Origin of the sequence: Shewanella inventionis, from assembly GCF_019931735.1 — a bacterium.
Classification (GTDB): Bacteria; Pseudomonadota; Gammaproteobacteria; order Enterobacterales; family Shewanellaceae; genus Shewanella; species Shewanella inventionis.
Genome location: NZ_CP082926.1, coordinates 2,837,255 through 2,856,318, shown reverse-complemented (window position 1 = coordinate 2,856,318; position 19,064 = coordinate 2,837,255). Strand labels below are relative to the sequence as shown.

Here is a 19,064-nt window from a genome sequence, read left to right as displayed (position 1 = left end):
CTTCGATTTAACCTTGTTTGTCATTAAAAGATTTAATGCATTTTTTGACAGATATTAGCTAAAGGGGCAAGTTTTGAACTTGTTTAATAAACGTTAACCTGACACCACTAAATTTTTTAGTGCTTGAATACGAATGCAGTACATTACATAAAATGGTATTAATCGATACATTGTAAAAACGAATATCTACAAGTACAGGTTTTTATGGGTTTTAAACAAAACAAACTCCGACACAAATACACCGCGACGGTTCATTTTTTTGTTTTTATGTGGGCTGCTCTTGTCGGGGGGAATGCATACGGTTCAGAACCAATCCCTTATCAATCTGACTGGTTAAAAAATCATTACGCAGAACGAATTGCTCATTTTACAATACAGCCTCTGAGATCTGGTGATATTGTATTTATTGGCGACAGTATTACTGAGCAAGGGCTAAATTGGGCAATAAGGTTTAACGACCTGCGAGTGAGAAACCGTGGTATTAGCGGTGACACGACCTATGGTGTTTTGGCTCGCTTAGACGAACTGAAAATGGCACAACCTAAGGCGATATTTTTAAAAATAGGTGTAAACGATATTTTTAATTTTTATTATATTAAACAAATAAAAAACTTATCATCTGTCAGTGAAAACATCGAAAACATCGTGATACAACTAAACGAAGCCCTGCCCAATACGCCTATTTTTGTGCAAAGTATTCTGCCTGATCATCGAGATTTTATCACTGACATGGTGCAAACCGTTAATCAACAAATCAAAACGATTAAACACGCTCGTTTTACCTATATCGATTTACATTCTGCATTTTTGTCCTCAAATGGCACAATGAACAGCTCTCTAACTACCGATGGGACACATTTAAATCAAGCAGGCTACGCACTATGGGCGGAGCAACTGGCTCCAATAATGGCAGAGTTAAAATGAAGTATATTTTTATACTCTATTTTTTGGCGATAAATTTATGCCTTGCAGATGAAAAACCCATACACAGCTATCCAAACGGGGCAACAAAAGCCGTTATATTCAGTTATGATGATGGTGTTATTCAAGATAGAAAATTGGTTGAATTATTTAACCAATATCATGTGGTGGGCACATTTAACTTAAATTCAGGGTTGTTTGGTAAAAAACTACCTTGGATGGAAGCCTTCACTGGTAAACAAGGTGAATACATTAACCTTGATGAAATAAAGTCGCTTTATAAAGGCCATGAAATTGCAAGTCACAGTTACTCACATCCTGGTTTTGCTGGGTTAAACGAAGCGGAACTCAAATTTCAACTGTCTCGCGATCAGCAAATTTTAGCACCGATTAAAGGCAGCCCTTTAAAATCATTTGCTTACCCTTTAGGTTCGTACGATAACGCCGCCATGCAATTAGTTAAACAAGCAGGATTGACCAACGCAAGAACCACAAACGATACCCTTGATTTTGAACTACCCAAAAACCATATGGAGTGGAACCCTACAGTTCATCATGAAAAAGCGATGCCATTAGTTAAACAATATATCGCACTTAAAAGCGAAAAACTGACCGTGATGATGATATGGGGCCACGCTTGGGAGTTTGATAAAAATACCAAAAATAATAATTGGGATTACGCCGAAAAGCTTATTCGGACGGTCTCAAACAAAGATGATATTTGGTATGTATCGGCAGCAGAGTTTATTCAATTTTTAGAAAGTATCAAACAGTAATACAGCCCTGTTAAATCTATACCGATTAATCTCATGCTTACCTTACGTGTTAGTGGCTAAACAAACGTTGGAGCAACAGCACCATCAAGGATCTGCTCTACCGCTAAACTCGCCCATGCATTGTAAATCGGTGCTCCTGGGTGAAACCCATCACTGGCCATCACTTGTCGCATAAAATCGAGCATAGTTAATTCGGGTTGCGGGTTATCTAATGGTAATTTAATTATAGCAAAACGGCTTGTTTGATTGCCTTGCTGATTAAGTTTATGGATTAATTGCGCTAAGCGCTCATTAAACTGATTAGCACGTTGGCCTAAACTCCACCGCAGAGGATGGGGTAAAGCCGGGAATAATCCCAGTGGCGGTAATGCTGTAACGAGTATGAGTTTTGGCTGATAACGCTGACGGATAAGTTCAAAAAATTGCTGTTGTTGCTGCAACCATTTATCGCAACTTACCGATGAGGTGATGTCGTTTACACCAAGTGAGGTGATAATTACATCAAATGTTGATTGCCCTAATATTGGGTGTGCCGGTGTACACTGCTGCTTGAGCGCCTCCAAGGTTGTAGATGTTGTCGCACCAGTTTTGGCAAACAAGGCGTAATTCACATCTAGTGTTGGGCTTAATTGCTCAATAACCTGGCCAAGAAGTGCCTCACTTTGATTAGAAACCCCAACACCCGCGGCGGCTGAGTCGCCTAAAATCAATAAATTTAATGTTGGGTTTGGCCCGGTTTGCCCCACTCGTTCGCCTTCTGGCTCTGGCAACTTTGGTGTTGTGCGACGCACTTTGAGCCCTTGAGCAATCAACAGTGGCGATAAAATAAGTGACACTCCTTGATATAACATCGCTGTCCTTAATATGAATTAACAATTCTAAAATAATACGAGACTAACTTAAGTCTTTAATGGCCCGGCCTATGCCATCTACAGTTAACGGGTACATTTTGTCGCCAACCAGCTTTTGAATAATCGAAATTGAATGATGTACATGCCAATATTGCTCTGGCTGTGGGTTAAGCCAGGCGACTTTATGAAAATGACCGAGTAGCCGATTCATATAATCTATGCCGGGCTTTTCATTCCAATGTTCAACACTGCCGCCTTTGGCGATGATCTCGTAAGGGCCCATAGTGGCATCACCTACAAATATCACTTTATAGTCTGAGCCAAAGGTTCTTATGACTTCTTCTAAATCGATCATGTTATCAAAACGGCGACGATTGTCTTGCCAAACTTTGTCGTACACACAATTATGAAAATAAAAAAAGCGTAGGTGTTTAAATTCGCTGTGTGCGGCTGAAAATAACTCTTCGCAGGTATGAATGTAATCATCCATTGAGCCGCCGATATCAAAAAACATTAGCACTTTTACCGCGTTGTGACGCTCTGGCTCCATGTGCACATCAAGTAAGCCGCCATTTTGGGCGGTAGAACGAATAGTGGTATTAATATCGAGTTTTTCGCTGGCACCTGTGCGGGCAAATTTTCGCAATTTTTTTAATGCTAATTTGATATTACGGGTACCCAGTTCTCGGTCCTGGTCGAAGTTTTTAAACTCACGTTTGTCCCATACTTTCACCGCGCGGTTATTGCGGTTTTTATCCTGACCAACCCTTATGCCTTCTGGGTTATAACCGTAAGCACCAAAAGGCGATGTGCCGCCAGTTCCGACCCATTTATTGCCACCGGCATGGCGTTTTTGCTGTTCTTCTAGGCGCTCTTTTAACGCTTTCATTAATGCTTCTAGCCCGCCAAGCGCCTTAAGTTGGTCTTTCTCTTGTTGGCTTAAGTGTTTTTCAAACTCTTTGCGAAGCCAATCTTCTGGCAAGATCTTATCAAATATATCAATGCTTTCTATGCCTTTAAAGTATTCGGCGAAGGCATTGTCATACTTGTCGTAATGGATCTCGTCTTTCACCATGACAATTTTGGCTAAGTTATAAAACGCGTCCACATCGGCAAACACGACCCCAGCTTTTAATAATGCAATTAAATCCAGTAGTTCACGCAAACTACAGGGTACTTTGTGTTTTTTTAGGGTGAGAAAAAAATCAATAAACACAGCAATACTACCTGTTTCTGCGGCTCATAAAGGCCAGTTTTTCAATTAAGGACACATCCTGTTCATTCTTTAATAATGCGCCAAACAGCGGAATAATATCAGATTGCTTATCAAGTAATGTGTCTTGGGCAATATCATCGGAGATCAGTAGTTTTAACCAGTCGATGAGCTCAGATGTTGACGGCTTTTTCTTAATGCCATTAACGTCGCGCAGATCAAAAAATACTTCTAAAGCCTGAGTTAACAGGGTTTGCTTAACGTTAGGGTGATGCACGTCGATGATTTTTGCCATTTCATCTTTGGTTGGGAATTTAATGTAATGGAAAAAACAACGACGTAAAAAAGCATCGGGCAGTTCTTTTTCATTATTTGACGTGATGATAATAATGGGGCGCTGTTTAGCTTTGATTAATTGTTGAGTTTCATACACATAAAACTCCATTTTATCGAGCTCTTGCAGCAAATCGTTAGGGAACTCAATGTCGGCTTTATCGATTTCATCAATCAATAAAATGGGACGTTGTTCTTCTTCAAACGCCTGCCACAACTTACCTTTGACAATGTAGTTGCCAATATCATGCACTCTGGCATCGCCTAATTGACTGTCACGCAGGCGTGATACTGCATCGTACTCGTATAACCCTTGTTGGGCTTTGGTGGTCGACTTGATGTGCCATTGGTACAGTTTACAGTTAAGCGAGCGAGCTAACTCTTCAGCAAGCTGGGTTTTGCCTGTACCTGGCTCCCCTTTTATTAATAAGGGTTTTTCGAGCGCAATGGCGGCATTAACCGCGAGTGTGAGTTCATTTGAGGCAATGTAGTTGTTGGTACTTTTAAACATGGTCAACCTTTATATTTATTCGTTGTTTTTGATAATGCGTTGAATTATTAAGCAAGTTTAATCGCTACCGGTGTGCCATTAAAAGCCGCATTACCTGTGAGCATATCAACTCGTTTAGCATCTGTTAAATCATTAATACTCACACCGGGTTGAGTGGCGGCTACCGACATTTTGGTGTCAGGTTGATTATGGCCCCAACCTTGCGGCATGGTAACAACGCCGGGTTGTACATCATCGGTAATCACAATGTCTATTTTAATTTCACCAACCGCTGAGCTTACTATTACCTGCTGGCCAGTGTGCGCGCCAAGCTTTTGTGCATCTTGCGGATGCATTTCTAAGGTGCACGGGTTTTTACCTTTAATGAGCCGCTCTGAATTTTGGGTCCAGGTATTGTGGCTTTTCACTAAGCGCCTGCTGATTAAATCAAATGGGTATTGATTATCGCGTGTAGTTTGAGTCATAAACGCCTGCAATCGCGGTAAATCGTCTTGATAAACCTGCGGGAATAAATCAATGTTGCCATTCGCGGTTTTAATCCGCTCTGATAAACACGGCATCAATGGGCCAATATCAATACCGTGTGGATTATCAATTAACGTTTGCAAACTCATGCCCTGCTTACCATATGGTCCTTTTTTAAGCTCCATATCCAAGATCATTTCAGGGGTAATTTGTTGCATTGGGTCATCTGCTGGCACATTAAGCATGCGCGCAGCAATCTCTTTCAATATTTGCCAATCACCGCGTTGCTCGCTGTGCTTTTCAAATAATGGCGCTGAATATTTAACCGTATTTCTCACTGAGAACGAGTTAAAGAAAATATCAAAGTGCGAGTTTTCGACGCCCGTGGTGCCCGGTAAAATGATGTCAGCGTATTGAGTGGTTTCATTGAGGTAAATATCAATCGATACCATGTACTCAAGCTCACTAAATGCTTCAGCCAATTTATGGCCACTGGGCGCTGATAACACAGGATTACCCGCAATCGTAATTATGCTTCTAATTTGCCCTTCTCCTGGGGTTTGAATTTCTTCTGCTAATGCTGCAACCGGAAACTCACCATTAAAAAACGGTAATTTGCGCACACGGGATTGGTGTTGGCCAAATGAGCTTTTATGACCCGCCTGGTGATTACGCAATAAATCAAATGCCGGTTGCGGAAACATTGCTCCGCCTGCTCTATCAAAGTTGCCGGTAATAATATTGAGCACATTGGTGAGCCATAAACAAATGCCGCCAAAGCTCTGGGTTGATGCACCCATGCGGCTATAACAAACTGCTGAGTCGGCTGCAAGCATTTGCGCTGATAAGGTTTCAATGACTTCTACCTCAATGCCTACCAATGGGCTAACAACTTGTGGCGAGTAATCTCTTACTAGATTTTCGATGTCACCTAACCCATCAACTTTATCGCTTAAATGGCGTATATTGACCTTGTTATGCGCAAACACGCAATGGATTAATGCCAGCAATAAAAAAGCGTCTTTTTCGGGGCGAATAAACACATGTTGGTCGGCTATTTTGGCGGTGCGGGTTTTGCGCGGATCAACCACCACCACTTTACCACCGCGTTTTTGAATGGCTTTTAAGCGACCTATCACATTAGGGGCTGTCATCATACTGCCATTTGACACCACAGGGTTTGCGCCAATAATGAGCATAAAGTCGGTGCGGTCAATATCAGACACCGGAATTAACATACCTGCGCCAAACATAAAATTAGCCGCAACATGATGCGGTAATTGGTCGGCAGAAGCTGAGCTAAACCGATTAAGGGTGCCAAGGGATTTCATAAACGGTTTGAGAAATAACGCATTACCTAAACTGTGGGCATTTGGATTACCCAAATACACCGCTAATGCATTTTTGCCATGTTGTTGCTGAATATGTTTGAATTTGTCGACGATTTCGCTAAACGCATCATCCCAACTGATGGCTTGCCAACCTTCAGCGGTACGTTTTATTGGGGTTTTTAAGCGGTCTTTATCGGTATAAAAATCTTCTAAAGCCAACGCCTTAGGGCAGTTATAGCCCTGGCTGAATGGGTCAAGTTGATCGCCTTTTATGGCAATAATTTGCCCGTTTTGGTAACTAATGTCTAGGCCACACATGGCCTCACAGATATTGCAATTTCGATAATGGCTTTTGATTTCGCTCATATTGTTTACCTGCTTGGCCAGATGTAAAAACAGCACAATCGGTAGCAATTGTGCTGATGGATTAAGGGTTAAATTTTAACGATTAATTTGCCTTTGTTCGCACCGGTAAAGAACAAATTAAGCCCTGTCATCGCTGATTCAAGCCCCTCTAACACATGCGCGCGATGTTTAATCTGGCCGTTCATGACATAGGGTGTTAGTTTTTGTAATAAAGCCGGTACGTCGCCAAAGTGATCTGGCATGGTGAAACCTTGAATGGTTAAGCGTTTTTTTATTACTTGGATCCAGTTTGGCCCAAGATCAGGTACTGATTTTGGATAATCTGCAATCATGCCGCACACCACAATACGCCCGTGGGCATTCATTCTGGCAAATACATGGTGTTGAATAGGACCACCGGTGTTTTCAAAATAAATATCAACGCCCTTTGGCGTTAACTCAGCGAGCTTGGCGGCAATATCATCGGTTTTGTAGTTTATCGCTCCGTCAAAACCTAACTCATTGACAATCCAATCTGCTTTTTCATCGCTACCAACAACACCTATCACCGTTAAACCATCAGCTTTAGCCAGTTGCCCTACAATAGAGCCCACTGAACCCGCAGCACCTGACACCACAATGGTTTCGCCTGGCTTAGGTTTACCCACATTAAAAAGCCCTTGGGTGGCGGTTAACCCTGGTAATGCAAATACAGATAAAATAGCTTCGTCGGGTAAAGGCGCGGTGACTTTGTTTAACCCTGGGCCATTACTTAAAAAATATTCTTGCCAACCCATCATGCCCATTACGCGATCACCGGCCTTAAAATCTGGGTGTTTGCTTTCAACCACTTCGCCAATGCCAGAGCTGCGCATCACCTCGCCTAACTCAACTGGCGGAATGTAACTTTCAGTGTCGGGGCTCATCCAACCAAACATGGCTGGGTCAAGGGACATATGGCTTTGTTTCACCAGAAATTGGCCATCGCTTACGATTGGCATTGGCTTTTGCACTACTTCAAATAATTCAGGACCAACTGGGCCGCCTTGTGGACGAGCGATAAGATTGATTGCGGTAAATGTGCTCATGGTTTTCTCTCTCAGTGGTTAGTTGTTTCGCCGTCAATGGCGTTGTATTTATCGTATTGCTTTACATTAACTGTTTAATATTTTTAATTTGATCAATGCGTTGGTGTTTATAAAAGTGTTTAAAGTGCAAGGCCAATTTTTCGCTTTCTACAAACACTTGTTGCCAGTATTTAATTCGTTGCTGTGGCGCTAGTTCCACAAAGTCTTTGCGATCGGGTATTTTTTGATAGGGCAAAGAGGCAACAAACTCGGCAGATGGACACAGCAACACGGTTTTATCGTAATGCTGTAATCTGACATTACGAGACAAATTTTTATCAAACCAACCTGCTTTTAACGTTGAACTAAAATGCGGATATAAGGTTAAGCCGTCATTTTGAATATTAAAATCAAAGTGGTAGTCAATTATGCCGCCGTCACGATACATGCCTTTAGGACAATCAGGAATGTCGTTAATGCCTTGCATTACCATCGGGATTGAGCCCGACGCTAGCAATGCTCGTTTGATATTATCTGTCGTTAAACTGACTGAGGTTGTAGGTAAGTTATCTGGATCGGTTAATAACAGATCACTCTGATTATGTTGAAAAATATACCGCTCATACTGTTTTTTGAGTAATGGCCGACGTAATGCATTGTTAATAAAACTTTTGGTTAGACCAAGACCCTGCTTAAATTTGTTTTCTGAAGCGACCAAGCCATTGCATTTTGCCACAATAAAATGGGCTTTAAATACGGGGTTATTAATGATTTCATCTGCCCCTGTATTGCCAAATAAGGCTTCAAGTAACTCAAAGGCTTTAGTGGTGATTTCAACAGGTTGAGGCTTTTTATCGTCTGAATAGACTGTCTCACTATAGTTTTTTGCCAAACGCTCTATTGCGGCTACGGGATCATTTTGGGCAAAACAGGCAGCACGAAAAGCCCCTGCACTTGACCCAATTAAGTTTAAAGGTTGTTGCCTGCCATTAAAAAATTCGCCAAATAAATATTTATCTAAACCAAACAAGGTAAACCATTTCGGGCCGCCACTGGCACCCAAAAAAGCGTTAAATAGATCAGGAGAAAATCCATCTCTTTGTATTGTTTTTAACGCCGTATCACCGGCATAAATTTCTAACATAAATTGTTTATTTCATACTCAAACAGCTACTCAAATGCCATGTTTAAATTAAAAACATGACGATTCGCCATAGAAAAGAGATTAACTGAAGTTGATTGATACACTGAGTCGGCATGGCACCGACTCAGTACTAAGGATTAACTATGCCTTGCTGCGTAAGTCTTTACGCAATACTTTGCCCACATTACTTTTTGGTAATTCATCCATAAATTCAATAATTTTAGGGCGTTTATAGTTAGTGAGCATTTTGTTGCAATGGTCAAAGATATCTTGCTCGGTTAGGTTAGGATCTTTACGCACAATGTACACTTTTACCCGCTCACCGGTTGCATCACAAGACACACCCACCGCAGCGGCTTCAAGTACGCCTTCATGTGCCACAATCACTTCTTCGATTTCATTAGGGAATACATTAAAACCAGACACAATAATCATGTCTTTTTTACGGTCAACAATCCTAAAGAAGCCGTTTTCATCCATGGTGGCAATATCGCCCGTGGCTAGCCAACCGTCTCTTAATACTTCATCGGTGGCTTTTTGGCGATTGTAATAACCTTTCATCACCTGAGGGCCTTTAACCCACATTTCACCTGGTTCACCTAAAGCCACATCTTCACCGTCTGCACCCACTAAACGAACGTCTGTCGATGATGCTGGTAAGCCAATTGAGCCATTGTAACTTTTTTGATTATAGGGACTCATGGTTACCAGTGGCGCACATTCTGTTAAACCGTAACCTTCCAGTAAACGGCTTTTGGTCACGCGCTCCCAGTGTTCTGCTACAGGGCGTTGTACTGACATTCCGCCACCAAAACCCATTTTTAATGCACTAAAATCGAGTTGATCAAACCCTGGCGTATTAAGCAAACCATTAAATAGCGTATTTACCCCAGTAATAACGGTAAATTTATACTTGGCTAACTCTTTAACAAAGCCTGGCATATCACGCGGATTAGTGATTAATAAGTTAATGCCGCCAAAGGGTAAAAAGGCCAGGCAATTAGAGGTCAATGCGTAAATATGGTAAAGCGGTAGTGCAGTAACAATGAGTTCTTTGCCGACTTCATACACATTTTTGGTCACAGCATTGGACTGTTCGAGGTTAGCAACCATATTGCGGTGAGTTAGCATTGCGCCCTTTGATGGGCCTGTGGTGCCACCGGTATATTGTAAAAAAGCCAAATCTTCACCATTGATGTCTACAGGTGTAAAAGTGTGTTTGCTGCCTTTGGCCATGGCATCATTAAATTTAACCGCATTTGGGATATCAAACGCAGGGACAAGCTTTTTAACGTGTTTAATTGCACCGTTAACTAACGCGCCTTTGATAAGCCCTAAGCGGTCGCCTACACCAGTAGTAATAACATGCTTTACATCCGTTTTATTGATAACTTGCTGCAATACATGAGCAAAGTTTTCAAGAATTAGAATGCCCTTTGCACCAGAGTCTTTTAATTGATGTTCTAGTTCACGGGCTGTATACAATGGATTGACATTAACAACGGTTAGCCCTGCGATGAGTGCACCAAATAAAGCGATAGGATATTGCAAAGTATTGGGGATCATAATGGCAAACTTATCGCCTTTTACTAACCCTAAATTATGTTGTAAGTAGGCTGCAAAATCAGTAGCTTGCTGTTCAAGCTGTTGATAAGTGATACTCACATCCATGTTAATGAATGCCGTATTACTTGCGTATTGTTTGGTATATTTAAAAAATAATTCTGCTAAAGAGCGGTATTTATCGGGATCTATTTCAAACTCAACCCCAGGTGGATAACTCTTTTCTAGCCAAATCCTTTCCATAATACTCTCCCCAATGTTGACAAAATGATCTGTAGCCATTTAATTAGCTACTGTCATTGTTATTGTTTTTCTTTTTTACAATGCTTTAACCTACACTTAGTTTTACAAGACTTCAAACAAACCAGCTGCGCCTTGCCCGCCACCAATACACATACTGATGACAACGTATTTAACCCCACGGCGTTTGCCTTCAATTAATGCGTGCATCACCATGCGTGTGCCACTCATACCATAAGGATGCCCAATCGATATAGCACCTCCATTGACATTTAATTTATCAGCGGGAATGCCGAGTTTGTCGGCACAATAAATCACCTGTACCGCAAAGGCTTCATTGATTTCCCATAAGCCGATGTCATCCATGGTTAAGCCATTGCGTTCAAGCAACTTTGGAATGGCATAAATTGGCCCAATACCCATTTCGTCCGGCTCACAACCAGCAACCACCATGCCTCGATAAGCGCCTAAGGGTTTAAGGCCGCGCTGTTCGGCTAATGATCGCTCCATTACAACGACGGCCGCTGCGCCATCAGACAATTGCGATGCATTACCACCAGTAATAGAACCGTTATCTTTTACCGCTTTTAAACCGGCTAAGCCTTCAAGGTTAGTTGATGGACGATTACCCTCATCTTGAGTCAGAGTGACTTCCTGCTTACTGATTGCTCCGCTGTCTTTGTCCATGACTAATTTAGTGCAGGAAACCGGCACAATTTCATCATCAAACTTACCGGCTTCTTGTGCTGCTGCAGTGCGTTGTTGTGAAGTAAGCGCATAGGCATCTTGGCGTTCACGGGAAATATCATATCGATTTGCCACAATTTCGGCCGTATCAAGCATGGGCATATAAATCGCAGGACGATAAGCTTTTACACTTGGGTCTACGGCGCGGTGCATGTTCATTTTATCGTTTTGCACCAAACTGATTGAATCACACCCGCCAGCGACGACCACCTTGGCACCGTCAACCACAATATGGTTTGCGGCAATGGCAATTGACATTAGGCCAGATGAACATTGGCGATCAACTGTCATGCCTGGCACAGAAACAGGTAAGTTAGCTGCCATTGCGACCTGGCGTCCAAAGTTCATGCCTTGGTTGCCCTGAGTTAATGCCGCGCCAAAAATACAATCGTCAATTTCATTTGGGTCGATCCCAGCACGCTCAACGGCGGCGTTAACTGCCACTGCTGACAAGGTTGGCGCAGATAAATCATTAAATGCACCACGGTAGGCTTTGCCTATTGGAGTTCGTGCGACAGATACAATAACGGCTTCTCTCATGACAAGGTCCTTTTATTCTTATTGTTTAAAATTAGGGCTAATACAACGGCCGGTTAATGATTTATCATGAACAGGTAACGTGTTATGCCTGTTGTGATTTCATGAACGCCATGGCTTTCATGATAAATTTTTCACCTTGTTGAGCGCCCGATACCAGCGCCTGTTGGTTGTCTTGCGCCGTTAATTTAGGCCAATTTTCTCGTACCGCTTCAGGGCTTTGTTTAGCAGTTGGAATAAAGCAGCCGTCTGTTTCAAAAATGCTTGCGCTTGAATAACCGCCAGCGCCTGCACATAGAATAAATCGGTTAGGTGCGGCTTCATCACACAGGGTCAACATGCCTGCAGTAACCGCCTCTGGCGCAAAGGCTTTAACGATTTCTTCTGGCATTAAATCTTCTGTCATACGGGTACCAGCGGTGGGCGCTAATGCATTAATGTGAATATTATTTTTTGCACCTTCAAGTACTAGCGTGTTCATTAACCCAATGACTGCCATTTTTGCGGCACCATAATTGGACTGTCCAAAATTGCCGTACATGCCGCTTGATGACGTTGTCATAACAATTCGGCCATAATTTTGCTGTTTCATGATTTCCCAAACGGCTTTAGTGCAGTTAACTGAGCCCATTACATGCACGTCCATCACCAGTTTAAAATCATCTAAGGTCATTTTAGAAAACGACTTATCGCGCAAAATCCCAGCATTGTTAATGAGAATGTCAACACGCCCCCATTTGTCCATGGTTTGCTGCACCATGTCTTGGACTTCATCAAAATTGGCTACATTTGCACCATGACTGATGGCCTCTCCACCCATGGCTTGAATTAATTCAACCACCTCTTTTGAGGCAGCAGAAGAAGCGCCGCTACCATCGCGTGCACCGCCAAGATCATTGACCACGACTTTAGCGCCACGTTTAGCCAACTCCAACGCATGTGAGCGGCCTAATCCATTACCTGCACCTGTAACTATGGCAACTTGCCCTGCAAAACTGATAGTCATATTGAACCTCTCACTGTGCTGATTATTTTATTGTTATCTTTGTTGTCGCAGTTTTATTAGTTGTGTGATTACTGACTAAAATGAAACCAAATGAATAGCTAATAGTTAATAGGGCTAAGTGTGGCATTTACTATTAATGACTATTACACCCTATAAACCCTCGTTATTTGACCATTTGCACCGATATCCACTCAGCAACCAAGGCTGGCGTATCTATACCTTCGATTTCTATGGTGACTTCGGTTGATATACGAAATTGACCAGGCTTTTTTTCTTCTATCGACAAGGTTTTGGCATGGGCTCTTATGCGACTATTAACCGTTACCGGCTGCAAAAATCGTACTTTATCGAACCCAGCATTCAGCCCCATGTAAAAACCGTCGATAATAACGCTAAACTCTTCCGCAAAATGCGACAGCATAGATAACGATAAAAAGCCATGAGCAATGGTTGAGCCAAAAGGCGTGGCTTTTGCCTTTTCTTCATCAACGTGAATAAACTGGTGATCTAAGGTGCAATCAGCAAATTGGTTAATCTGCTGTTGGTTGATTTGATGCCACTGAGTGGGTGCGGCTTGATGGCCAATATAATTTGCAATGTTATTTCGATTAATCACTGTTGGCATTATCCTGTCCTCGTTTGCTTTCGCAACACAATCCATGAATGAAAATTAAGCGATAACTCATGCTAATTGGGCTAAGTTAATTAAACAAATGAATAGTTTTGATACCTGGATATTAACCAAATGAATAGTGGTGGGGTGAAAAATAAAAAAAAGCACCATTTAACATAAATGATGCTGGTTATTTTTTAGATCATTGATCTGCATGTTTGAGCTACATAATTGAGCTAAATGCCCCTACGCAACTCAGCGTTGCTGAAAAAGTTGGCTGTGATAACTTCAACTCAGGGTAAGTTATCAAAACCAATCGCTGTGCATGTCATAACTGGTGCTGTCAGTGTTAATAAGTAACCTAGACCACAATTCAATTTCAGGTAACTCAAATCGGTAAAAATACTGAGCTGCCTGTAACTTGCCCTGATAAAAATTAAAGTCGTCCTGGTGAGGTTGGTGCGATAAGGCATCAGTGGCAACCATACTTTGTTTTAACCATAACCAGGCGATAATCACATGGCCAAATAGCTCAAGGTATTTAACCGAGTTAGACAAGGCTAAATCAATATTCTTGGTTGCCATACTGGTCATTACCGCATCGGTTGTGCTGTTAAGTGTGTTTAGTGCATCACTGAGTTTGTGAGTGTATTCCTGTAAACTATTGTATTGCTTAGCACTTTCTATGGTTTTTGCGATTTCGTGTAGGGTTGCTTTATAGCCCTGCATGTTATTCATCGGCACTTTACGAGTGAGCAAATCTAACGATTGGATCCCGGTAGTGCCTTCATGGATTGGGTTTAACCGATTATCGCGGTAAAACATTTCAACGGGATGCTCATTAATGTAACCGTGCCCACCCATCACTTGTATTGCCAACGAGTTGGCTTTAGGCCCATATTCTGACGGCCAGGTTTTAATGATTGGGGTTAAAAAGTCTAATAAGGTATGGGCGTGTTGACGCTGCTCTTCGGTCTCGGCGGTATGTTCATCGTCACTTAACTGCGTGCCGTATAGCACCAATGCTAAAGCTCCTTCGGCATAGGCTTTTTGTGCTAAAAGCATTCGCTTTACATCAGCATGTTCAATGATATTGACCATGGGTGATTGCGGATCTTTACATGAGGGTAAACGCCCTTGAGGGCGATTTTTTGCATAATCAACAGAGTATTGATAACCCGCCACAGCCAGTACCGCACCGCTAGTACCCACCATAATGCGGGCTTCATTCATCATGTGGAACATGTACTTTAAGCCGCAGTTTTCTTCACCGACCAAATAACCCACTGATCCGTTTTTTTCACCAAAACTCAACGCCGTAGAGGTTTGAGCGCGGCCCCCCATTTTGTGGAATAACCCTGCAAGGGCCACTTCGTTATCTGCACCAGTAGAACCGTCTTCATTGAGTAAAAACTTTGGCACCACAAATAGCGAAATACCTTTCACCCCTTTTGGTGCACCCTGAATGCGCGCAAGCACTAAATGCACTATGTTTTCGCTTAAATCGTGATCGCCACCTGAGATATAAATTTTATTACCGCTAATGCGATACGTGCCATCATCTGCTTTTACGGCTTTAGTGATGAGATCACCTAATGACGAGCCACTGCCTGGCTCTGTCATCGCCATGGTGCCCATAAATCGGCCTTCACGCATGGGTTTAACCCAGGTATTGATTAACTCAGGGCTACCATGAGCTTGTAATAAATTGGCATTGGCTGTGGTGAGCATGTTGTAACCCATACCCACACCGCCAGCTACGGTTAAATAAGATGCCGCAGCACTGGCAATAATTGGCGGCAGTTGCATTCCCCCCAAATCATAATCAGCAGTAGCAGAGCCTATACCTGATTGATTAACTGCATCGATTGCGGTTTTAAGCTCTGGAATGATATGCACTTTTTTGCCATCAAACGTGGGCTGGTGCGTGTCTAATTTTTGCCTGATCGGAAGGAAGTACTTTTCGGCAATGGTTTTTGCTGTGCTAACCACTTCATTAAAGGTTTGGCGATCGTGATCCTGATAACGCGACCGATTAACTAAGCTTTCACTGTCAAATAGCTCATAAAGCATAAATTCAAGATCGCGTTCATTCATTAATGTTGCTGGCATAATATTCTCTTCTTATCTTTTAATGCGTAACCCAATGGTGATGGCTAAATTACCTGCCTTTAAAAGGCTGACACACCACCATCAACGGCAATACATTGCCCTGTCATGTAAGTATTTGCTGGCGACAACATCATCAGCATTACAGCAACAATCTCTTTGGGCTCACCAAGGCGGTTCATCGGTGTGCCACGGGCCATTTTCTTTTGCTTTTCTTCATCGGCAAAATTGGTGACCATAGGAGTTAAGGTAAAAAACGGGCAAATGGCATTAATGCGAATGTTGTCGCGGCCATATTCCACTGCACCGGTTTTGGTTAAGCCAATCACCGCATGTTTTGCCATTGCATAAGCACTGCCTCTAGCTGCCCCACCTAAACCAGCCATTGAACTGACATTTAAAATGGTGCCCTCGCCTTGCTTAAGCATTTGGGCAATTTGATGGCGCATGCCAAATTGAACCCCTTTAACGTTAATCGCAAATTGGCGGTCCATGATTGACTCGTCAATCATGTGCAGCGGCATAAATTCATGGGCAATACCTGCGTTGTTAACCCCAATATCAACGCGGCCAAAATACTCAAGCGCGGTGTCGACCATGGCTTTACAAGATTCATCTTTTGATACATCGCATTTCATAGCGACAATTTCAGCGCCAGTAGCCGCGATATCGTCAGCCACCTGATGAACACCGGCTTCGTTAATGTCGCTGATGACGAGTTTTGCGCCACGCTTTGCCAATTCTTGTGCTAGTAACTGACCAAAACCCTGTGCAGCGCCAGTAATAACAGCAACTTTGCCAGTAAAATCTAATAATGGATCCATGCGAGTAACTCCTGTAATTGATGGTCTTGTTGTATTGTTTTTGTCATTGATTATTTTGCGTTGTTAATCACTTGCAATGCCATTTGCGCCAGCGGTGCAACAAAAGCGCCTACTTTGTTGGCATTTTCGTTTGAAGCATTGCCTTCGGCTGCGCGTTTAGCCACGCCCTGTGCAATTGCACCTAAACGGAAAAAACTAAAAGCAAGATAAAATGGCCAATTGTCGATTCGGTCAATGCCCATGCGTTGACAATATTGCGCCACATAGTCTTCTTCACTCGGAATGCCTAAACTGGCTCTATCAATGTCTTTTAAACCGTCAATGGTTCCCATGCCAGCAGGCATACGCAGTTGCATGCATTGATAGGCAAGATCGGCAAAAGGATGGCCTAAGGTAGATAACTCCCAGTCAAGCAAGGCAATAACACTGGGCTTATCTTTTGCAAACATCATATTGTCTAAACGAAAATCACCGTGAACCAGGCACACACGACCGTCATCGACGGGTAAGTTGTCTTCTAGCCATTTAATAAGTACATCCATAGCAGGAATATTTTGAAGTTCGGTGAGTCGATATTGCGAGGTCCAACGCCCTAACTGACGCTCAAAATAATTACCGGCTTTGCCGTAATCAGTTAACCCAATGTCATCTACATTAATGCTGTGTAACGCTGCAAGCACTCTATTCATCTCGCTGTACATGGCCCCACGTCGCTCGTTGGTGTCAATTTCAGCCAATGACGCGCTCCAATACACAGTGCCGTCGCAATATTCCATCACATAAAACATAGAGCCAATAATGCTCAGGTCTTCACACAGGTGATACACCTTTGCAACCGGCACATCTGTGCCATTTAATGCATGTAACACGCGATATTCTCGGTCCACTGCATGAGCTGACTTGAGTAATTTTCCGGGTGGCTGACGACGCAAAACATAAACGCCCGACTGAGCGGTCACTTTATAAGTAGGATTAGATTGCCCACCCGAGAACTTTTCAAGTGTAATTGGCCCTTGAAAGCCCTCAACATGGTGCTGCAAATAAGCACTCAGCTTTTCATTATCAATAGGAAACGTATGTGGCATTTCTAAATACTCTTATTATTGAATAGATTGGATTAGATTAATGACAGTCATAAAATGATAATGGCAGGCCAACTCACCCCAGAAATTATTGGCCTGCCTGCAAGGTTATTGCGTTACTTTTTTCACTAAATCACGGCCAAGTTGCATCATATGAACTTGATCAGGGCCGTCAGCTAAACGCAGAGTGCGCTGGCCTGCCCAGGCATGGGCTAAAAAGGTATCTTGACTCACACCAACAGCGCCATGACATTGAATGGCACGGTCTATTACATCAAGCGACATACTAGGCGCCACGATTTTTATCATGGCAATGAGGTCTTTAGCGGCTTTATTACCTTCGGTGTCCATTTTTTGCGCGGCTTTTAACGTCATTAAACGCGCTTGTTCAATTTGGCAGGCCGATTTGGCAATATCTTCACGTACAGATTGTTGTTTAATCATAGGTTGACCAAACACAATGCGCTCACTCACACGTTTGCACATTAAATCTAACGCACGCTGTGCAATCCCAACTGAACGCATACAATGGTGAATGCGCCCCGGCCCCAAGCGACCTTGGGCGATTTCAAAGCCTTTACCCTCACCCACAATAATGTTGTCTACTGGTACACGCACATCGTTAAAGGTCACTTCTGCGTGGCCTTCTGGTGAATCATCGTAGCCAAATACTTTCATTGGCCTAACCACCTTAACACCTGGGGTTTTCATGGGTACAAGCACTTGAGATTGTTGAATATAGCGGTTGCTGTTATGAGGGTCGGTTTTACCCATCACAATCATAATTTCACATTGTTTACGACACGCGCCGCTAATGTAAAACTTACGGCCATTAATGACATATTCATCACCATCACGGACAATGCTTAATTCAATGTTGGTTGCATCGCTTGAGGCAACTTCGGGTTCTGTCATGGCAAATGCCGAGCGAATTTTGCCTTCAAGCAGTGGCTCTAACCACTGCTTTTTTTGAGATTCGCTGCCGTATTTGGCTAATACTTCCATATTGCCGGTATCGGGCGCCGCGCAGTTAAATACTTCAGGCGCCCACATCACTTTACCCATAATTTCAGCTAATGGCGCATATTCTAAATTGGTCAACCCACCACTGTACTTGCCGTATGCCACAGGTAAAAACAGGTTCCATAAACCTTGCGCTTTTGCTTTGGCCTTAAGCTCTTCCATTAATGGGGGCGTTGACCACGGATCGCGCTCAACTTGACGATGCATTTCTTCTTCAACCGGATAAACATGTAAGTCCATAAACGCATTAACCTGGTCGATTAATCCTTGAACTTTTTCACTGTATTCAAAATTCATATGCTGTCCTTGTATTGGATCCTAGTGCGTCATCATTGGCGCGATTGCATGGTTTACCATCTCTTA

Annotated in this window: 16 protein-coding genes; 2 read left to right on the top strand and 14 right to left on the bottom strand. The window is 42.7% G+C overall.

What is annotated here, in order from left to right:
* Window positions 1-204 precede the first annotated feature (204 nt).
* Window positions 205-924 carry a GDSL-type esterase/lipase family protein gene (locus K8B83_RS12675; RefSeq protein WP_188740281.1) on the top strand — a complete coding sequence of 240 codons (720 nt, stop codon included), beginning with the start codon at window positions 205-207 and terminating at the stop codon, window positions 922-924.
* Window positions 921-1,697, top strand: coding sequence for a polysaccharide deacetylase family protein (locus K8B83_RS12670; protein WP_188740280.1), 777 nt, complete (start codon window positions 921-923; stop codon window positions 1,695-1,697). The genes K8B83_RS12675 and K8B83_RS12670 overlap by 4 nt, the downstream gene beginning before the upstream one ends.
* A gap of 56 nt (window positions 1,698-1,753) precedes the next feature.
* On the opposite strand, the gene K8B83_RS12665 is transcribed toward K8B83_RS12670, so the two are convergent.
* The 14 genes from K8B83_RS12665 to K8B83_RS12600 all read right to left on the bottom strand — a co-directional run bounded on the left by K8B83_RS12665 (window position 1,754) and on the right by K8B83_RS12600 (window position 18,998).
* On the bottom strand, window positions 1,754-2,548 hold the full coding sequence (locus tag K8B83_RS12665; protein WP_188740279.1) for an SGNH/GDSL hydrolase family protein: 795 nt from the start codon (window positions 2,546-2,548) through the stop codon (window positions 1,754-1,756).
* A 43-nt stretch (window positions 2,549-2,591) separates the two neighbouring features.
* Window positions 2,592-3,764, bottom strand: coding sequence for a vWA domain-containing protein (locus tag K8B83_RS12660; protein WP_188740278.1), 1,173 nt, complete (start codon window positions 3,762-3,764; stop codon window positions 2,592-2,594).
* A gap of 7 nt (window positions 3,765-3,771) precedes the next feature.
* Window positions 3,772-4,605: an AAA family ATPase gene (locus K8B83_RS12655; protein WP_188740277.1), complete on the bottom strand. Its 834-nt coding sequence runs from the start codon at window positions 4,603-4,605 to the stop codon at window positions 3,772-3,774.
* 47 nt (window positions 4,606-4,652) lie between these two features.
* On the bottom strand, window positions 4,653-6,767 hold the full coding sequence (locus tag K8B83_RS12650; protein WP_188740276.1) for a molybdopterin-dependent oxidoreductase: 2,115 nt from the start codon (window positions 6,765-6,767) through the stop codon (window positions 4,653-4,655).
* Between the two features lie 68 nt (window positions 6,768-6,835).
* Complete coding sequence (locus tag K8B83_RS12645; protein ID WP_188740275.1) at window positions 6,836-7,834, bottom strand: NADP-dependent oxidoreductase; 999 nt, start codon at window positions 7,832-7,834, stop codon at window positions 6,836-6,838.
* A 61-nt stretch (window positions 7,835-7,895) separates the two neighbouring features.
* Complete coding sequence (locus K8B83_RS12640; protein WP_188740274.1) at window positions 7,896-8,957, bottom strand: patatin-like phospholipase family protein; 1,062 nt, start codon at window positions 8,955-8,957, stop codon at window positions 7,896-7,898.
* 141 nt (window positions 8,958-9,098) lie between these two features.
* Window positions 9,099-10,763, bottom strand: coding sequence for an AMP-binding protein (locus tag K8B83_RS12635; protein WP_223417377.1), 1,665 nt, complete (start codon window positions 10,761-10,763; stop codon window positions 9,099-9,101).
* 102 nt (window positions 10,764-10,865) lie between these two features.
* The gene (locus K8B83_RS12630; RefSeq protein WP_188740272.1) at window positions 10,866-12,047 is read right to left on the bottom strand and encodes an acetyl-CoA C-acyltransferase; all 1,182 of its coding nucleotides are present in this window, start codon (window positions 12,045-12,047) and stop codon (window positions 10,866-10,868) included.
* Window positions 12,048-12,129: 82 nt separating this feature from the next.
* Window positions 12,130-13,050 carry an SDR family NAD(P)-dependent oxidoreductase gene (locus tag K8B83_RS12625; protein WP_188740271.1) on the bottom strand — a complete coding sequence of 307 codons (921 nt, stop codon included), beginning with the start codon at window positions 13,048-13,050 and terminating at the stop codon, window positions 12,130-12,132.
* 163 nt (window positions 13,051-13,213) lie between these two features.
* A complete protein-coding gene (locus K8B83_RS12620) occupies window positions 13,214-13,675 on the bottom strand; it encodes a MaoC family dehydratase (RefSeq protein ID WP_188740270.1) in 462 nt (153 codons plus the stop codon).
* 294 nt (window positions 13,676-13,969) lie between these two features.
* Window positions 13,970-15,775 carry an acyl-CoA dehydrogenase gene (locus K8B83_RS12615; protein WP_188740269.1) on the bottom strand — a complete coding sequence of 602 codons (1,806 nt, stop codon included), beginning with the start codon at window positions 15,773-15,775 and terminating at the stop codon, window positions 13,970-13,972.
* A gap of 59 nt (window positions 15,776-15,834) precedes the next feature.
* Entirely contained in the window at window positions 15,835-16,596 is a 762-nt protein-coding gene (locus tag K8B83_RS12610; protein ID WP_188740268.1) for an SDR family NAD(P)-dependent oxidoreductase, read from the bottom strand.
* Window positions 16,597-16,646: 50 nt separating this feature from the next.
* A complete protein-coding gene (locus K8B83_RS12605) occupies window positions 16,647-17,681 on the bottom strand; it encodes a phosphotransferase family protein (protein WP_188740267.1) in 1,035 nt (344 codons plus the stop codon).
* A 105-nt stretch (window positions 17,682-17,786) separates the two neighbouring features.
* Entirely contained in the window at window positions 17,787-18,998 is a 1,212-nt protein-coding gene (locus K8B83_RS12600) for an acyl-CoA dehydrogenase family protein (protein WP_188740266.1), read from the bottom strand.
* Between the last annotated feature and the right edge of the window lie 66 nt (window positions 18,999-19,064).